At 61.2% G+C, this 15,282-nt stretch carries 11 protein-coding genes, 1 tRNA gene and 1 pseudogene; 3 read left to right on the top strand and 10 right to left on the bottom strand.

Features of this window, described 5'->3' with window-relative positions:
* Nucleotides 1-13: 13 nt before the first annotated feature.
* From ACCD05_RS18320 to ACCD05_RS18300, 5 genes and pseudogenes are all read right to left on the bottom strand, one after another.
* Complete coding sequence (locus ACCD05_RS18320) at nt 14-658, bottom strand: TetR/AcrR family transcriptional regulator (protein ID WP_413394445.1); 645 nt, start codon at nt 656-658, stop codon at nt 14-16.
* A 288-nt stretch (nt 659-946) separates the two neighbouring features.
* The gene (locus ACCD05_RS18315; protein ID WP_413394574.1) at nt 947-1,369 is read right to left on the bottom strand and encodes an MAPEG family protein; all 423 of its coding nucleotides are present in this window, start codon (nt 1,367-1,369) and stop codon (nt 947-949) included.
* Nucleotides 1,370-1,466: 97 nt separating this feature from the next.
* On the bottom strand, nt 1,467-2,024 hold the full coding sequence (locus ACCD05_RS18310) for a hypothetical protein (protein ID WP_413394443.1): 558 nt from the start codon (nt 2,022-2,024) through the stop codon (nt 1,467-1,469).
* Complete coding sequence (guaB, locus tag ACCD05_RS18305) at nt 2,024-3,508, bottom strand: IMP dehydrogenase (protein WP_413394441.1); 1,485 nt, start codon at nt 3,506-3,508, stop codon at nt 2,024-2,026. Before guaB ends, ACCD05_RS18310 begins: the two co-directional genes overlap by 1 nt.
* 453 nt (nt 3,509-3,961) lie before the next feature.
* Nucleotides 3,962-4,941 (bottom strand): annotated as a pseudogene (locus ACCD05_RS18300) (MBL fold metallo-hydrolase).
* Nucleotides 4,942-5,195: 254 nt separating this feature from the next.
* On the opposite strand from ACCD05_RS18300, the gene ACCD05_RS18295 reads away from it, so the two are divergent.
* Nucleotides 5,196-6,620, top strand: coding sequence for a DHA2 family efflux MFS transporter permease subunit (locus ACCD05_RS18295; protein ID WP_113238518.1), 1,425 nt, complete (start codon nt 5,196-5,198; stop codon nt 6,618-6,620).
* A gap of 10 nt (nt 6,621-6,630) precedes the next feature.
* Here ACCD05_RS18295 and ACCD05_RS18290 read toward each other — a convergent pair whose 3' ends face one another.
* From ACCD05_RS18290 to ACCD05_RS18280, 3 genes are all read right to left on the bottom strand, one after another.
* Complete coding sequence (locus ACCD05_RS18290) at nt 6,631-7,026, bottom strand: VOC family protein (protein ID WP_047508248.1); 396 nt, start codon at nt 7,024-7,026, stop codon at nt 6,631-6,633.
* Between the two features lie 81 nt (nt 7,027-7,107).
* The gene (locus tag ACCD05_RS18285) at nt 7,108-7,827 is read right to left on the bottom strand and encodes an RlmE family RNA methyltransferase (RefSeq protein ID WP_413394439.1); all 720 of its coding nucleotides are present in this window, start codon (nt 7,825-7,827) and stop codon (nt 7,108-7,110) included.
* 23 nt (nt 7,828-7,850) lie between these two features.
* Entirely contained in the window at nt 7,851-9,413 is a 1,563-nt protein-coding gene (locus tag ACCD05_RS18280; protein ID WP_413394437.1) for a Ppx/GppA phosphatase family protein, read from the bottom strand.
* 259 nt (nt 9,414-9,672) lie between these two features.
* On the opposite strand from ACCD05_RS18280, the gene ACCD05_RS18275 reads away from it, so the two are divergent.
* A tRNA-Gln gene (locus ACCD05_RS18275) sits at nt 9,673-9,746 on the top strand.
* 134 nt (nt 9,747-9,880) lie between these two features.
* On the top strand, nt 9,881-11,992 hold the full coding sequence (locus tag ACCD05_RS18270; protein ID WP_413394435.1) for an integrase: 2,112 nt from the start codon (nt 9,881-9,883) through the stop codon (nt 11,990-11,992).
* 21 nt (nt 11,993-12,013) lie between these two features.
* On the opposite strand, the gene ACCD05_RS18265 is transcribed toward ACCD05_RS18270, so the two are convergent.
* A complete protein-coding gene (locus ACCD05_RS18265) occupies nt 12,014-14,344 on the bottom strand; it encodes a hypothetical protein (RefSeq protein WP_413394433.1) in 2,331 nt (776 codons plus the stop codon).
* A gap of 220 nt (nt 14,345-14,564) precedes the next feature.
* Nucleotides 14,565-14,876, bottom strand: coding sequence for a hypothetical protein (locus tag ACCD05_RS18260; protein WP_413394432.1), 312 nt, complete (start codon nt 14,874-14,876; stop codon nt 14,565-14,567).
* Nucleotides 14,877-15,282: the final 406 nt, after the last annotated feature.

Genomic DNA, 15,282 nt, shown 5'->3' with positions numbered 1-15,282 from the left:
GTAATCCGCATCATCAGCCGACCAGTTCCGCGGGCATGGCTGTAAAGAAGGACGTGCGCACGAGACATTTGCATTCCTGCAGGATGCGGGCGGCGAAGAAGGGATCGCTTGTGACAGCGAGCCTGACCGACGAACCGATCAGGTGGCTGAACAGATAGGTGCGTGCCTCGGTATCGACATCGCTGAGCTCTGGCGCGATGCGCTGGGCGGTTTCGCGAAAGATCCGGGCGATGCGGCTGTTGTGCTCCACATTGAGCTGCGAGAGGTCCTGATCGGTCTCCGTGCCGAGCCAGATTCCAAGGCTTGCGGCATCGTTGCGATAGTCCTCATAGTGCCAGTCGATGGTTGCCTCGAGCACATCGAGGGCTTCCGGCACCGATTGCACCGACGCGAAGGCGTCCGCGACCCTTGCGCGAATGGCCAGCGAGTGGCGGTCGAATAGCGCTTTGACGATCGCCGCCTTCTCGGGGAAATACTGATAGACCGAGCCGATCGGCACATTGGCGGCAGCCGCGAGTTCGGTCATGCGCATGGCGCCGACACCCTTGGCTGCAATCAGCTCCGAGGCGGCGGACAAGATCAGGTCCAACCTCTGAATACTGCGTTCCTGTTTCGGCTTCCTGCGGAGGCCAATGCGATCGAAGCTCCCGACGTTCATGTCGTTCCCCATCCCTCTTATTCGCAGACCGGACACTGCCCAAAACCGGCCCTTTCGGCCGATATGACATGCAGGCCTTCATGAGGCGTAAACGAGAAAGCTTGTATTCTAACGATCGGCAAAAGCTCAACCAAACCGGGATGATAAGCCCTGATTTGGTCGGTTCCGGAGGGTAAATTTACGCCATTTTTAGGCCGAACGCTGGCCGCGACACGCTTCTAACCATGTCGCTTATAGAAAACCGGCTTCATCGCTGATTCGTGGAGAGAGACGATGATTCTCGACCGCTTAGCCGTTCGGGAACATTATCCACACGGCAAGCCAGACCCACATGACGCCTAGCACGAGATAGCCTGCGGCAAAAAGCGGGCTGCGGTAGCGCAGGTTGTTGCTCGTGACGTGGACGAAGGCGTGGACATAGCGCAAGGCGACGAAGATCCAGGCGAGCACGAGCGCAATCAGGTTATCCGCTTCGGTCATGTAGAGAAGGATGCAGCAGGCGTAAAACAGCACCGGCAGCTCATACTGATTGGCGAGGCTGTTCTTGACGATCAGGCTCTCGGTCGGCTCGCCACGGTTTTCGCGATATTCGGATGCACGCACCTTGCCCGACTTCAGCATCTTCTGGCGGCGGTAGCCTAGCAGCATGTAGAGCATGTAGACCAGTGCCGCATGGGCGATGATGGGCCAGAACATCTCATAGCCTGTCATTCCGGTCATATGCTCGTCTCCTTAGCCAGTTTTCTTTTGGTGTCAGAGCTTTAGAGCAAACGAACCGGGGTTTCCAGTGTCGGTTGGGCCAGTCGCGTCAGCGATCAGTCGGCGGCACGATGCGGTAGACGAGGAAGCGCAGGATGACGATGACGCAGACGGTGAGGCTCGCGAACTTCAGGCTCGACGCCCAAGGCAACAATGCCGTCGCGAAACTCCATTCGGCGCCGCCGGCGAAGAGGTTGTCGGTCAGGATGTTCTCGGCATAGTCGGAGAAGCCGTAGAGGAAAGGCAGCGCATAGATCGCGGCGATCATCAAGGGATGCATCGGGCGATTGAAGTAGCGGCCGGCGGGGCGCAGCTTGGCGAGAACGGTAAAAAGGAACGCCGTCAGCACGAACGGCAGGATGAGATCGGGGCCGCGATGCATGGCGACAAGCAAGTCGCGCGCTTCCGGCTTTCGCTCAAGCAAGCCGCGCATGGCGTCGATATCGCTCGCATCATAGCGACCCAGCCGCGCTTCGAGCATCGCGGCGTGGGTCATATCCTGAAACGGCAGGACGTAGCCCAAGAGCATCCAGATGAAGACGCCCAGGGAGATGGCCGCGAGCAGCGCGACGACCGAGGTCGGAATACGGCTGCTCGCGTCGTTCATCAGGCGCCGGAACCCGGGTAGTTCGGGCTTTCGCGGGTGATGGTGACGTCGTGTGGATGGCTTTCGCGGAGGCCCGCGCCGGAGATGCGCACGAAGGTGGCGCGTTCCTGGAAGTCCTTGAGGTCCTTGCCGCCGACATAGCCCATGGCAGCCTTCAGGCCGCCGGCAAGCTGATGCAGAACGCCGGAGACCGGGCCCTTATACGGAACCTGGCCTTCGATGCCTTCGGGAACGAGCTTGAGGGTATCGCGCACTTCCGCCTGGAAGTAACGGTCAGCCGAGCCACGGGCCATGGCGCCAACGGAGCCCATGCCGCGATAGGCTTTGAAGGAGCGGCCCTGGTAGAGGTAGACTTCGCCCGGGCTTTCATCGGTGCCAGCAAGCAGCGAGCCGATCATGACGGCGGATGCGCCGGATGCGATTGCCTTGGCGACGTCGCCGGAGAACTTGATGCCGCCATCGGCGATGACGGGGACGTCCTGGGCGCGGGCCGCTTCGACCGCCGACATGATGGCGGCGAGCTGCGGGACGCCGACGCCTGCGACGATGCGGGTCGTGCAGATCGAGCCCGGGCCGATACCGACCTTGACGGCATCAGCGCCTGCATCGATCAGCGCCTTGGTGCCATCGGACGTCGCGACGTTGCCGGCCATGATGCGGACGGAGTTGGAGAGCTTCTTGACGCGCGCGACGGCGTTCAGAACGCCCTGCGAGTGACCGTGGGCTGTATCGACGACGAGCAAGTCGACGCCGGCCTCGATCAGGCGCTCGGCGCGCTCGAAGCCATCGTCACCGACGCCGACGGCGGCTGCGGCGCGAAGACGGCCCTGCGCATCCTTGGAGGCGCTCGGGTTCAGCTGCGACTTCTCGATATCCTTGACGGTGATGAGGCCGACGCAACGGCCTTCGCCATCGATCACCAGCAGCTTTTCGATGCGGTGGGCGTGCAGCAGACGCTTTGCTTCCTGCTGGTCGACGGTTTCCTTGACCGTGACGAGACCCTCGCGGGTCATCAGCTCATAAATTTTCTGGGCCGGATCGGAGGCGAAGCGGACGTCGCGGTTGGTGAGGATGCCGACGAGGCGGCCGGACTTTTCAACGACAGGGATGCCGGAGATGCTGTGGATCTTCATCAGCGCCAGCGCATCGGCGAGCGTCGCATCCGGGCCGATGGTGACCGGGTTGACGACCATGCCGCTTTCGAACTTCTTGACCTGGCGGACCTGCTCGGCCTGCTCGATCGGGGTCAGGTTCTTGTGAATGACGCCGAGGCCGCCGGCCTGCGCCATGGCGATCGCCAGACGGCTTTCGGTGACCGTGTCCATGGCGGACGAGATAATGGGTATGTTGAGTTCGAAATCGGTGGCAATGCGCGTCGCAACGCTGGTCTGGCCCGGGAGGACGTCGGAGTGACCAGGCTGCAGCAGCACGTCATCGAAGGTGAGTGCGTCTAAACCGGTCGGCGTTTCAATGATGCGAGCCATGGCCAATTCCTTATAAAAGAAAAATGCACCCTCACCCGGAACGACTTATCCGCACCGGCGATGTGTAAGGTTGCTTTGGAAGTTGGCGAGGGCTGGTACCACGTCTATGGCGTTAAGGGAATAGTAAAAAATGTGGCCGGCCGTGGGTGGCGTCGGCGGGAGGCTGGCGGGCTGCTGCTACGGTTTGGCGCACCGAACGCGCGCCGGCTAACGTTCAGCGCTTCCCTCCTCGCGTCCTCATCCCTGTGCTTGTCACAGGGATCCAGCGCGCTCAAGTCCTTGAGCGCAATGGACTCTTCCCGCCGCGCCGACGCGCGCCGGCTGGATTCCTGTGACGAGCACAGGAATGAGGGTCGAGAGAGACTGGCGCGCTTTCCCGCGGAGAAACGCACGCAGAAAACACAACAAGCCCGGCGCGGTGGCCGGGCTTGGTATGGCTGCCATGCAGCAGGATCAGAGGTCGAACTGGTAGGTCTTGGGAACGAAGCGGTAGCCGCTTTCATAGACCTCGGCGTAGCCGACCGCCGGGAACGGCATGTGGTAGCCGAGGAACGGCACCTTGTCTGATGCGATCATGTCGAACACCTTCTTGCGGGTGGCGGCGGCCTGAGCTTTATCCATATCGAAGCGGACTTCCCAGGTCGGGTTCTGCAGAGACAGGATGTAGTGGTTCGCGGTATCGCCGGTGGCGATCAGGCGCTTTCCGTCCGACTCGATGTTGAAGATCATGTGGCCGGGGGCCATCATCGCGGTGATGCCGGAGGCGATTGTGTCGCCCTCGCCGATAAAGGTCATCTTTTCGGCCAGCGGCACGACATTGGCAAGCACAGCCTTCTGGTTACCCTCGGCCGGCGTTCCCTCGCGGGCCTTGTCGGTCCAGAAATCGTACTCGGTCTTGCCGGCGATGTAACGGGCTTTGGCGAAGGCCGGCTTGCCGCCCTCCATCAGGCCGCCGATGTGATCGCCATGCAGATGGGTGAGCGCCACGATGGTGATGTCGTCGGTCGAGTAGCCGGCGGCCTTGAGGCCGGCTGCGAGCTGGCCGTTGCCCTTGGCGCGGCCGCTTTCGCCGAAGCCGGTATCAACAAGGATCACGTCGGAGCCGGTATCGACCACGAAGGGCGCGAAGGTGTTGACGAACTTGTCCGTCGGCAGGAAGTTCTTGGCGAGCAGCGCCTGAACGTTTCCGGCGTCTGGTTGGTGCCGAAGGTTTCATTCGGCTTTTCGCCAACCACGCCACCGTCCTTGACGACGGTGAACTTGAAGGAGCCGAGCTTGAACTGATTGAACTGGGGCTGCGTTGTCGCATCCATCTTGGTGTTATCTCCGGTTGCGGCCATCACGGCCGTCTCTTTCAAAATCATCGGCGCGGTCAGCAGGCCAACGCCTGCTGCTACAAACGCGCGCCTGTTCATCCCCATCGAAATCGCCATGTTCCATCCTTTGCAATAACGCACGGCGCATTGGCGCACCGCCCCCATCGTCATGACGGACCACGCTTTATCGCAATCCGCCGAAACGAACATATGTCAATTCCGCGCGTTGAAATCCCTGAACCATCCGTGTCACGCAGACGTGATGCATTCGCATTTCCTAAGATGAATGCGCACTTGGCAGATGCCGGTGCGAGGACTAAAGAGCAGTGGCTTTCCGAGCCGCCTTTGCTAGACCCCCAAGGCTTTCGCGCATGAACCGCATCGTTCCCCTGATCCTTGCCGTCGCGCTCTTCATGGAGCAGATGGATTCCACCGTCATCTCGACCGCGCTGCCGGCGATCGCCAACGACTTGCATGTCGGGCCGATCACGCTGAAGCTGGCGCTGACATCCTATATGGTGTCGCTCGCCGTCTTCATCCCGATCAGCGGCTGGATGGCGGACCGGTTCGGCGCCAAGCGCATCTTCCGCCTCGCCATCTGCGTCTTCGTCGTCGGCTCTATCTTCTGCGCGATCTCGTCCGGCCTTATCGAATTCGTCGTCGCCCGCTTCCTGCAGGGCATGGGTGGAGCGATGATGACGCCGGTCGGGCGCCTAGTGCTGTTGCGCACCACTAAGCGCAGCGATCTGGTTTCGGCGATGGCGCTGCTCACCATCCCGGCGCTGGTCGGGCCGCTCGCGGGACCGCCGCTCGGCGGCTTCATCACCACCTATTTCACCTGGCACTGGATCTTCCTGATCAACGTGCCTGTCGGTATCATCGGTGTCTGGCTGGCAACGATCTTCCTGCCGGAGGTCGAGGCGACGGCGCCGCCGAAGCTCGATATCACCGGCTTCGTGCTCACCTCCTTTGCCGCCGCCGGCGTAGTCTTCGGCCTCTCCGTCGTCAGCCTGCCGGCACTGCCGCCGATCATCGGCATCGCGGCGACCGCGATCGGCGTTGTCTGCGGCGCGCTTTATGTGCGCCACGCGAGACGGCACCCGGCGCCGATCCTCAATCTGCAGCTCTTCAAGAACCCGACCTTCCGCGCATCGACGACGGGGGGCACGCTGTTTCGCATCTGCATCGGCGCCATGCCATTCCTGACGCCGCTGATGCTGCAGCTCGGTTTCGGGCTGACGCCGTTCCAATCCGGCCTCATCACGTTTGCCGGCGCGATCGGCGCGATCACCACGAAATTCATGGCCAAGCGGGTGTTCGCGGCCGTGGGCTTCCGCTCGACGCTGCTGACGGCAGCAGGCGTGACCACGCTGGTGACTGTGACCACCGGCTTCTTCACGCCGACGACGCCGCATCTCGTCATCATCCTAGTGCTTCTGATCGGCGGCTTCTCGCGTTCCTTCTTCTTTACCGGCGTCAACGCACTTGCCTATGCCGATATCGACGATGCGCAGGCGAGCCAGGCGACCTCTATGAGCTCCGTGATGCAGCAGATCAGCCTGGCACTCGGCGTGGCCGTGGCCGCGGCGATCCTGGAGACCTCGATCTTCATTCGCGGCGAAGCGCTGCAGGTGGTGGACTTCCACATTGCCTTCTACGTGATCGCGCTGATGACCGTGGTCGCGACCATCCCCTTCATCCGCATGGACAAGCATGCCGGCGCGCTGGTCTCCGGCCATCGCGTCAAGCCGCTCGCGGCAACGGTGCTGGAGGCGGAACAGCAGGCCGTGAAGTAAGCGTTCGGCTTTACTCGGCCGCCGGCTCGGGCGCCTCACAGACGGCACTCAGCTTGTTGCCATCGGGATCGCGCACATAGGCGGCATAGAAATTGGCGTGGAATGGACGCAGGCCCGGCTCGCCCTCGCTGACGCCGCCGGCTGCGATCGCGGCGCGATAGAAGGCATCGACATCCGCCCTGGTTTCGGCCGCGAGCGCAATCATGGTGCCATTGCCATTCGAGGCGCGGCGGCGGTTGAAGGGGGTGACGATCCACAAGCGGCAGCGGATATCGCCATCGGCGGCGTAGCCGATCTCTTCTTCCGAATAGCGCTGGCGGCGGTAGCCGAGAACGGGGAGCACGACATCATAAAAATGCCGAGCCTGATCGATGTCGTTGGTTCCGAGCGTGACGTAAAGCAGCATTGATATCCGCGGTCATTCCGGTCTTGGGCCAATCATGCCCTGTCTTGGGAGTGTCATACTCCACCCGGAATACCGCTAAAATCAAGCCTCCGTTTCACCGGCCTCAGCTTTGCGTCCCTTGAAGCCCTTGGCGAGCAGGAACATCTCGACGGATTCGGCGCGAGAGGAAGCCGGCTTGACGTGGACGACCTGCTTGAAATTCTGCTTCAGCAGATTGAGCAGGTCCTTTTCCGTGCCGCCCTGGAAGGTCTTGGCCAGGAAGTGACCGCCCTCGCCCAGAACCTCGATGGCGAAATGCGCGGCCACTTCGCAGAGATGCATGGTGCGCAGATGGTCCGTTCTGTGGTGGCCCGTGGTCGGCGCCGCCATGTCGGAAATGACGAGATCGGGCGTGCCGCCGACGGCTTTCATCAGCTGATCGGGCGCCGTCGGATCGAGGAAGTCGAGCTGCAGGATCTTGACGCCGGGGAGCTGCGCCATCTCCAGGAAGTCGATGGCCGCGACGCGGATGTCCTCATCCGTCGAGCCGGTGACCTTGGCGGCGATCTGCGACCAGCTGCCGGGTGCGGCACCGAGATCGATAATGCGGCGCGCACCCTTCAGGATGCCGTGCTTCTCGTCGATCTCCAACAGCTTGAAGGCGGCGCGGGCGCGGTAGCCCTCGAGCTGGGCGCGCTGCACATAGGGATCGTTGATATGGCGCTGCAGCCACTGGCGCGAGGACGCCTTCATCTTCTTGTTCTTGACGCGCTGGCCGAGCTTGCGGCCGGTGCGGTTGCCCGCAATGGTTGGCTTGGTCATAGCTGATCCTCTATTTGCCGCACTTACTTGCCGCGTTGACCGCGGCGGTGGCGATGGCGCCGCCAGACGCCGTCATCCGCCATCATGTCGGTGAGAAGGCCTTCCCTCAAGCCACGATCGGCAACGCGCATGCGCGGGCTCGGCCAACGGCGGCGAATGGCCTCGAGAATGGCGCAGCCCGCGAGCACCAGATCGGCGCGATCGGGCCCAATGCAGGGATTGGCGGCGCGGCTGGCGAAATCCCAGGAGAGGAGCTTGGCCTGCATGGCCGAGACCTCATCATCGGACAGCCAGATGCCATCGACCTTGCGCCGGTCGTAGCGCGGCAGATCGAGATGGACGCCGGCAAGCGTGGTGACTGTGCCAGAGGTGCCGATCAGGTGAAAATCGCCGAGATCGCCATCGATTACGGGGCAATCGAAGCCGGAGAGCATGCCCTCGACCTCGAGCACCATGCCTTCGAAGACATCGGGCGTGACATCGCGGCCACCGTGACGCTCGGACAAGGTCACGACGCCGACGGGAAGCGAGGTCCAGTGGGTGATGTGATTGGCAAGCCGGCTGAAGCGGCTGTCGCCGATGCGGATGACGGCGATCTCAGACGAGCCGCCGCCGATATCGAAGAGCACGACGGAGCGCGTCTCGCGGCCGACCAGCGAGGAGCAGCCGGATACGGCAAGCCGCGCCTCTGTCTCGCGATCGATGATCTCAAGTTCGAGCCCGGTCTCGGCGACAACGCGCTGAAGGAACTCTTCGCCATTGCTTGCCTGGCGGCAGGCTTCGGTGGCGATCAGCCGCATGCGGCGGATCTCGCGGTTCTTCAGCTTGCCGGCGCAGACGCGCAGCGCATCAACGGCGCGATCCATTGCGTCGTCGGACAGACGCCCGCTCGCAGCCAGCCCCTCGCCGAGCCGCACGATGCGCGAGAAGGCATCGACGACGCGGAACTGGCCCGGACGGGTCGGCTGCGCGATCAAGAGGCGGCAATTGTTGGTGCCGAGGTCGAGCGCGGCGTAGAGCTCATCCGGCCAGGGATGGGCAGAAGCGGGCCGTTCGCCGCGCTCCTGATGATGACGCTGGACGCGATTGTCGTTTTCGCCGCGCGCTTCTTGCGCGGGGCCACGGCCGACATTGGGCTGATTCGCAGGCGCCTGCGCGGGCTGATGGCCGGACGGTTTTGTCTGCGCCAGCGGCCGGCCCTGCAGGCCGCGCTTGCCTCGATGCTTGCGCCGGCCGCGCTTGCCCGAAGCCGCGTCGCCATCATGCGCACCCGCGCGATTGGCGGATGCGGCCTGATCACCCTGTTGCTGCTGTCTTGGAGCACCCTCGCCCGACGCACCGGAACCGCGACGGCGGCGCTTGCGCTTGCGGGCCGATGTCTCGGCCGCAATGTCCGTTGGACGTGCATCCATTGGGCGCGCTGCCTCGCCGGCAATGCCGGAGGGGGCATGCGAAGCGGCCTGAGCTGCATTGCGGGATTGCCCGCCACGCTTGCCCTTGCGGCGCCTGGATTTCTTGCCATCCTTGCGCGCTGCCGCCGACGCCCCGTCAGATTGCGACTTAAAGCCGCCTTCGGGGTCTTCCACGTTGTTTTTCCACCGCGCCGCGCAAGTCCTGAAGGATGAACTCCTAGAGGTATGCTGCTGGCGCTCATTCGATTTTGCGTTGGCGCGAAGATACCAGCGCTCGGCCAAAACGACAAATTCTTTTTCCCAACCCTCAAGAATCCGCCTTTTCCAACACTCCACAGCGCCGTTCAAATTTTTTTCAAACAGCTATTTGCATTCCGCGATGATTTGGTTATAAGCGCCGCACAGCAGCCAAGCACGCTTCGGCAGCGACTGCTGGGGAATAGTTCAATGGTAGAACGACGGACTCTGACTCCGTTAATCTTGGTTCGAGTCCAGGTTCCCCAGCCAATTCTCCCTAAATGCCTTTAATTCCTTGATTTTCCAGTCGTGCCGGATATCGTTTTGGCATCATTGGCGACCTGATGCCCAGAACTGTAGCCCACAGGTGATGCCCACGCGAAGCATGCGCGGCGGCAACACCGGTGGCAGGCAAGGGCAACAAGCTGATGGCGGTCCGCCATGACGTCGAAAACCTCACCCGCCGCGGCAATATCTTCTATTGGCGTGCGCGCGTGCCAAGCGCCTTCGGGCAGTGCCGACCAGGCAGCCGGCTTTCACTGAGCCTTCACTGTTCTGATCATAAGAAAGCGCAGGCGATCGGCCGCAAGCTCAACATGCTGGTCGCCGAACTGAAGTTGAAGCAGAAGGAACCCATGTCCAAGGCGCAGCTCCAAAAGCTTTGCGAACACGAACGAGACATGATGCTCATGCATCTAGAAGACGTCTCGATCGTGGCGCGGCGCTATGGCCGTCCCGCCGATATCACAGAGCTGGAAATGGATGTCGAAAATGGATGGGCCTATCGACTGCTCGGCATGTTCGGCATCACCCATCACCTAACGCTCAAGGACGATTGTCGCGGCTTAGCCTACCTCAGGCAAAACCGGGTTCCCGCCTCCCATATCTTCGCGATCGGCTCCAATTATTTCGAACTGCTTCACGAGGCCAACACGCGCGGCTTCAAGGCAGGCATTCGAAGATTAATGCACCTCTTCGAAATCAGTCCAAACCCGCTCAACGAGGAAAAGGCCATGAAGGCCTATTTCAGTGGCAGGGCAGACGCTCTCTTCGACGTCGCGGAACGGCATCTACTCGCTGATCGCGACCTGAGCGAACTCACGGGTGGTTCGGCTTCGACACCACAACCTGCCTTCATCGAAGTTGCGCCCTTGGAAACGACGCCGCCATTATCGGAGATCGAAGTTCCCGCTGATGATGTTGTCGAGCCCTCTGCGCCTGAAGTGCCGCCGGTTATTATGCTCGATCTTACGCCCTCGCCGCGGGCCGCCATCAATGCACCGGTTGAGGAAAACACCCGACCGGTCATTCACCTCGCGGCCTTCGAAGCCGAGTGCGAAAAGCTCGTCAAGAACATGGGGGACGCTTGGGATGAGCCGACCGCCCGCGATGCTCGCGCTCTCGTTCGCATGTTCAAGGGCGTGCTCGAAGAACACGGCGTCGAACACACCGGCCAAATTACCCAGTATCATATCGGCGAGCTTCGCCAGCACTTCAACGATATTCCCGCTCGCTGGGGACAGAGCGCCAGAATGAGGGCGATGTCGGCACCCGAGCTTCGCGCTGAGGGCGAGAGGTTGCGCGAGAAGGCCGGGACGGAGGGCAAAGAGGCGGCCGTGGGCCTTAAAGCAGGCACCATTCGCAAACACCTTGGAAACTTGAACCATTTTCTGAAGCATGTCCGCGGCCACGGATTCGAAATTGACGATTGGACGTTTGAAGGCTTGAGACCGAAAAAGCCGAAGCTTGGCTCTATTCGCAAACAGCAACACAAGCCGACGCCCGACGAAATCAAACCGATTTTTTCCAGCCCGATCTATACTGGCTCGCTGAACCACGATCGAGGCCGGAAAAAGCCGGGACCGCACGTCTTTCATGACGCCGCCTATTTCTTGCCGATCATGTTCTCCTACCTCGGGGCCCGGCGGCGCGAGTTTGCAGGGCTCGCATTAGACGATATTGCCGAAGACGATGGCGGTCTCGTGCTGATCCTGCGGACAAACAAATTTCGGCGGCTGAAGACCGAGCAATCAGAGCGGCTGCTGCCGCTCCCGCAAGAGCTGGTTCGCTTGGGCTTCATGGACTATTGCGCTGCGCTCCAGAACCTGGGGTACGAGGCCGTGTTCCCTGACCTTTTTTCCGATAAGACCGTGAACGATCCGGGCGACCGCTTTTACGACGTCTTCCTCCCGATCATGAAGCAATCCGTCGGAGAGAAGATGTGGGATCGCGCTTTTCATGCGCTGCGCCACGGTATGGCAGATACACTCCTCCAGGCTGGCGTCCCGCCCGTGGTTATCGACGACATCTCCGGACGGCTGAGCCAAGGGGGCGAGACCAGCCTTCGCTACACCAACCCCGCTGGTCTTCCCTTGATGCGCGATGCTCTCAGCAAGTATCCGATCATCACCGACGGCATCGAACCGAAGCCGATCAAACTGCTGCCATGGATCGAAAAGCGGCTGCCGCCACCGTGGGCGCGCGAGGCAAAGAACGAAGCGAGACGTCGGAAATAATTTCCGACGTCTCCTTCTGCGTTAAGCAGCTTCCCAGACCTGGTTCAGGATGCGCGCCGCAAGTGCCGCCTTGTCCTGCGGGAGAAAGCGCCCGTAGTGCTTGGCGACCATTTCGGCGGTGTCCTGTATGGCGTAGCTCGCCTGCTCGTACGAGCCAGTCTGCTTCAAGATGTGGGTCGCCAGCACGTCACGGACATTATGGGGCCCGTGCGGTAGCAGCCCCTTGATCGCACCTCGTCCCGTATAGGGGTTGTAGATGCCGTAGCGCTGAATGGTGTGACGCCAGGCCTCGTAGAAACTGGTCGTGTCGTAGGCCGCGTTTGTGCTGGTCGTCTTGACAGTCTTGACGAAGAACGTGCCGGGATCCGCGGCCGACCGTAAGAGCACCGCGCGGTGCCGATCGACATAGGCGTCGATGTACTTGTAGAGATCCAAAAGGTCCGGAAGCACGAGCCGAAACGGCTTGTCGCCAAAGAAGGACGAGTGTGCGTTCTTGAAGGCAACAGCAGGAATGAAGACCTCCCAGCCACCTTCCCGATCACTCCACCGGATTTCGCCGCGCTTCATCTTTTCCAGCGCGCGTTCCGAGCGCGGCATCGAGCCTTTCGGATTGAGCATCAGTTGCCTGAGGTTCTTCTGGCGAAGCCCAAGATGCAAACCAAGCCTCAGCATGAGAAATGATCGCACCGCTTCGGCGGCCGGCCGAGGATAACGATGTTCATCCGGCATCAGGCGGATGATCTCCTCGGTGATCTTGCGATACTCGCCGACGGGGCTTGCCGCCTCAAGGACCGGCATGATCGGCTCGAACGGATCGCGATGAACGCGAGCGATCCGCTGGATTTCCTTGACGCGGTGGGCAGCATGCTTGTGGAAGTCGTCGCAGGCGCCGTGCCAGTCGGCATTGGCGTAGTCGATCTCGTTTTGCGAAACGAGGCCGGCAATCGGTTGAACCCGCGCCAGCAGCTCCGGATGCTGCCGAAGCCATCCGGTCCCCTCTTTGGTAATCGCCAAGGCGATCCGCAACATGTCGACTTCCCATGCAGTGAAGAAACCACGGCGCGTCTCCCGCCACTGCAGATACCAATCCCAGACGCCGGGGAAAATGAGGAGCCCGAACGTCAACTGCCGGACCGGCACCCCGTAGCCCTTCACCTCTCCATCTCTCGCTGCTGCAAGGGCACCAAACATCAGCCCGAGATGCTCGATCTTCTGCGAGGCGGTTTCTTCGCCCCAAACCCCGTTTCGCTGAAAACCGACAGACGTCAGAGCCGACGTCTTGAAGCGTACGAGGTCGGCCATTTCCATGGCAAGAGCTGGTGGCGCTTCGATCACCCCGGACAGCAGATCAGGATCCTCGACCCATGTCTGCTCGTAGTTCGCAGGCACAATGATTTTACCGTCGCGTGGCGCCCGGCCGCCATAGGAGACGCCGGGGAATCGGATGGCGTAGCGTTGCTTGGCGGCGGCAGCCTGGTACTTCCGGTAGTCCGTCGTGCCGCTGATAATAACCCGCCGCACCCAATCGACGATCTCCTCCCTCTTCTGGAAGGACAGCGTGTTGAAATCCTCAGGAAGATGCCAAGCAATACGACGCCGCTCCGCAGGCTCTATGCCGGAAAGCTCAAACCCTGACGCCGACCGCGAAGGATGTGCAAGCTTGGATTTGAAATAACCGGCCGGGAGCCGGTACCGTCGCTCGATCCGTGACAAGATCTCGAAACTCTCGACAGTCCGGGGCACCTTCCGGCCTTCGATCCAGCTTAAAAGTGTTGTCTTTTCCGTAACGTCATCCGGACCGGTGATGGCACGATGGAGCGTCCAGTACGTTTCGCCATGGCGCCGGAGCTGGAGCTGTAACGCCTCGGAAAAGTCCGTCAGATCTTCGCTGACGTCGAACAACGGTTCTGGGAGTTCGAGACCTGTGCGTGGACTTGCTGCTGTAGCGCCCGATGCTGGTTTGGGCTGGTTCTGGGGTGGGCGGGCTGGTCGGGGACTTGTGGGCACCGCCTTCGTCCTCAGCGTCTTTCGTGTTCGAGGGACTTCGGGGTCTGCTGCCGTGGCTAAGAGGCGCGTGTCCCGGATCCACCGACCAATGGCGTCAAAGGCTGGATCGATCTGACGCGCGTTGCCCGCCAGCAGATTGGTTTCCAGGCCGCAGGCTGCCGCGACAACGTGCCAGTCTGTCCTGCCGCTGGTTCTTGGCGCCGGTCTCCTCGTCTGAATGAGAGTGTGCAAATACCACTTCAGCCGGGGAAGTTCGTCGTCCCTGAAAAGCGGCGCCAGCCGCAGTTGGCAGAAGGCATCGATCTTGCGTTGAAAGGCTTTGGCAGAAAATTGGTTCATTTCCATTCACGTAGCTGTTGTTGGTCGTTCCCGCAGAGGCGGGGCACGCGAGCTATGCGAATGGAGTTAACCTCCGGTAACCAAAGGTTTCCTTAGGCGAATGGCTTCATAAAAACGATTCAGTTCCAAACGGCGTTTCACGAAGTAACGGGGGGACGAAGTCCCCAATGATAACGCCGTTTGCACAAATAGTTGGTGATCAGGCAGAGCAGATGACCAGAAATCGTCAGCCCCGCAGGTGAGGCTTACTTCGGAAGGGACGGTCATCGTTAGCGTAGCGATCGACGAGATCATCGAAGACTTCGTCGGCTGCCCGCTCGTCAAAGCCTTGGTCAACGAGAATTCCGACCACGGCGTCACCAATTTCTTCTATCCAGTCCGGCCGCTCCTGCTCGAGATAGCTTGTGATCGTCCAGAACAGCATGGCCCGCGCGACGTCGTCGCGATCCGGGCGCCGCTCGGCCCGATGCCGGTCCCTCAGCCGCTGCTGCCGTTCCCTCTGCTTGGCGTTCCGCTCTTCCAAGGTCTGTCGCGCCATGTCATCTTCCCCCTGTTTTCGTTGATGGCACTCTTATGCTCAAGGGACCGGCGGCACGGCGCAAGGCGTTTGTCGCCGAAACGGAATCATTGTGTCTTGAATCGGAAATTTCGAGTTTGGAATCGAATGAGCGCAATTTGTTTCATATTGCGGGCACGTCGAGACAGGTTGCCGGCAATCTCGCGGCTATGTTCATGGCGCCGGATGCACGGTGTCCGACCCTTTCGATAGGACGTGAATCGGAAATCCGGAAAAACGAAACGTTCGCCCAGAGTTTGGAAACGTTGCCCTAGATGTTCGAATCGTCCGCCCGGAGGTTCGAATCGAATGTAAGCGGTTAGCCGACCACGCTCGACTGGAAGTTCCACGGCATCAGAGCGTCGATATCCTGCGCGGGCCATCCGTT

This window comes from Rhizobium sp. Rhizsp42 (assembly GCF_047304155.1).
Classification (GTDB): domain Bacteria; phylum Pseudomonadota; class Alphaproteobacteria; order Rhizobiales; family Rhizobiaceae; genus Rhizobium.
The sequence above is the reverse complement of the archived record's forward strand: the minus strand, read 5'-3'. Positions and strand labels throughout refer to the sequence as shown.

Excerpts from the sequence above, each read along its gene's own strand:
- ACCD05_RS18320 (WP_413394445.1), bottom strand. The coding sequence starts at position 658 with ATGAACGTCGGGAGCTTCGATCGCATTGGCCTCCGCAGGAAGCCGAAA.
- ACCD05_RS18315 (WP_413394574.1), bottom strand. The coding sequence starts at position 1,369 with ATGACAGGCTATGAGATGTTCTGGCCCATCATCGCCCATGCGGCACTG.
- ACCD05_RS18310 (WP_413394443.1), bottom strand. The coding sequence starts at position 2,024 with ATGAACGACGCGAGCAGCCGTATTCCGACCTCGGTCGTCGCGCTGCTC.
- guaB (WP_413394441.1), bottom strand. The coding sequence starts at position 3,508 with ATGGCTCGCATCATTGAAACGCCGACCGGTTTAGACGCACTCACCTTC.
- ACCD05_RS18295 (WP_113238518.1), top strand. The coding sequence starts at position 5,196 with ATGAACCGCATCGTTCCCCTGATCCTTGCCGTCGCGCTCTTCATGGAG.
- ACCD05_RS18290 (WP_047508248.1), bottom strand. The coding sequence starts at position 7,026 with ATGCTGCTTTACGTCACGCTCGGAACCAACGACATCGATCAGGCTCGG.
- ACCD05_RS18285 (WP_413394439.1), bottom strand. The coding sequence starts at position 7,827 with ATGACCAAGCCAACCATTGCGGGCAACCGCACCGGCCGCAAGCTCGGC.
- ACCD05_RS18265 (WP_413394433.1), bottom strand. The coding sequence starts at position 14,344 with ATGGAAATGAACCAATTTTCTGCCAAAGCCTTTCAACGCAAGATCGAT.
- ACCD05_RS18260 (WP_413394432.1), bottom strand. The coding sequence starts at position 14,876 with ATGGCGCGACAGACCTTGGAAGAGCGGAACGCCAAGCAGAGGGAACGG.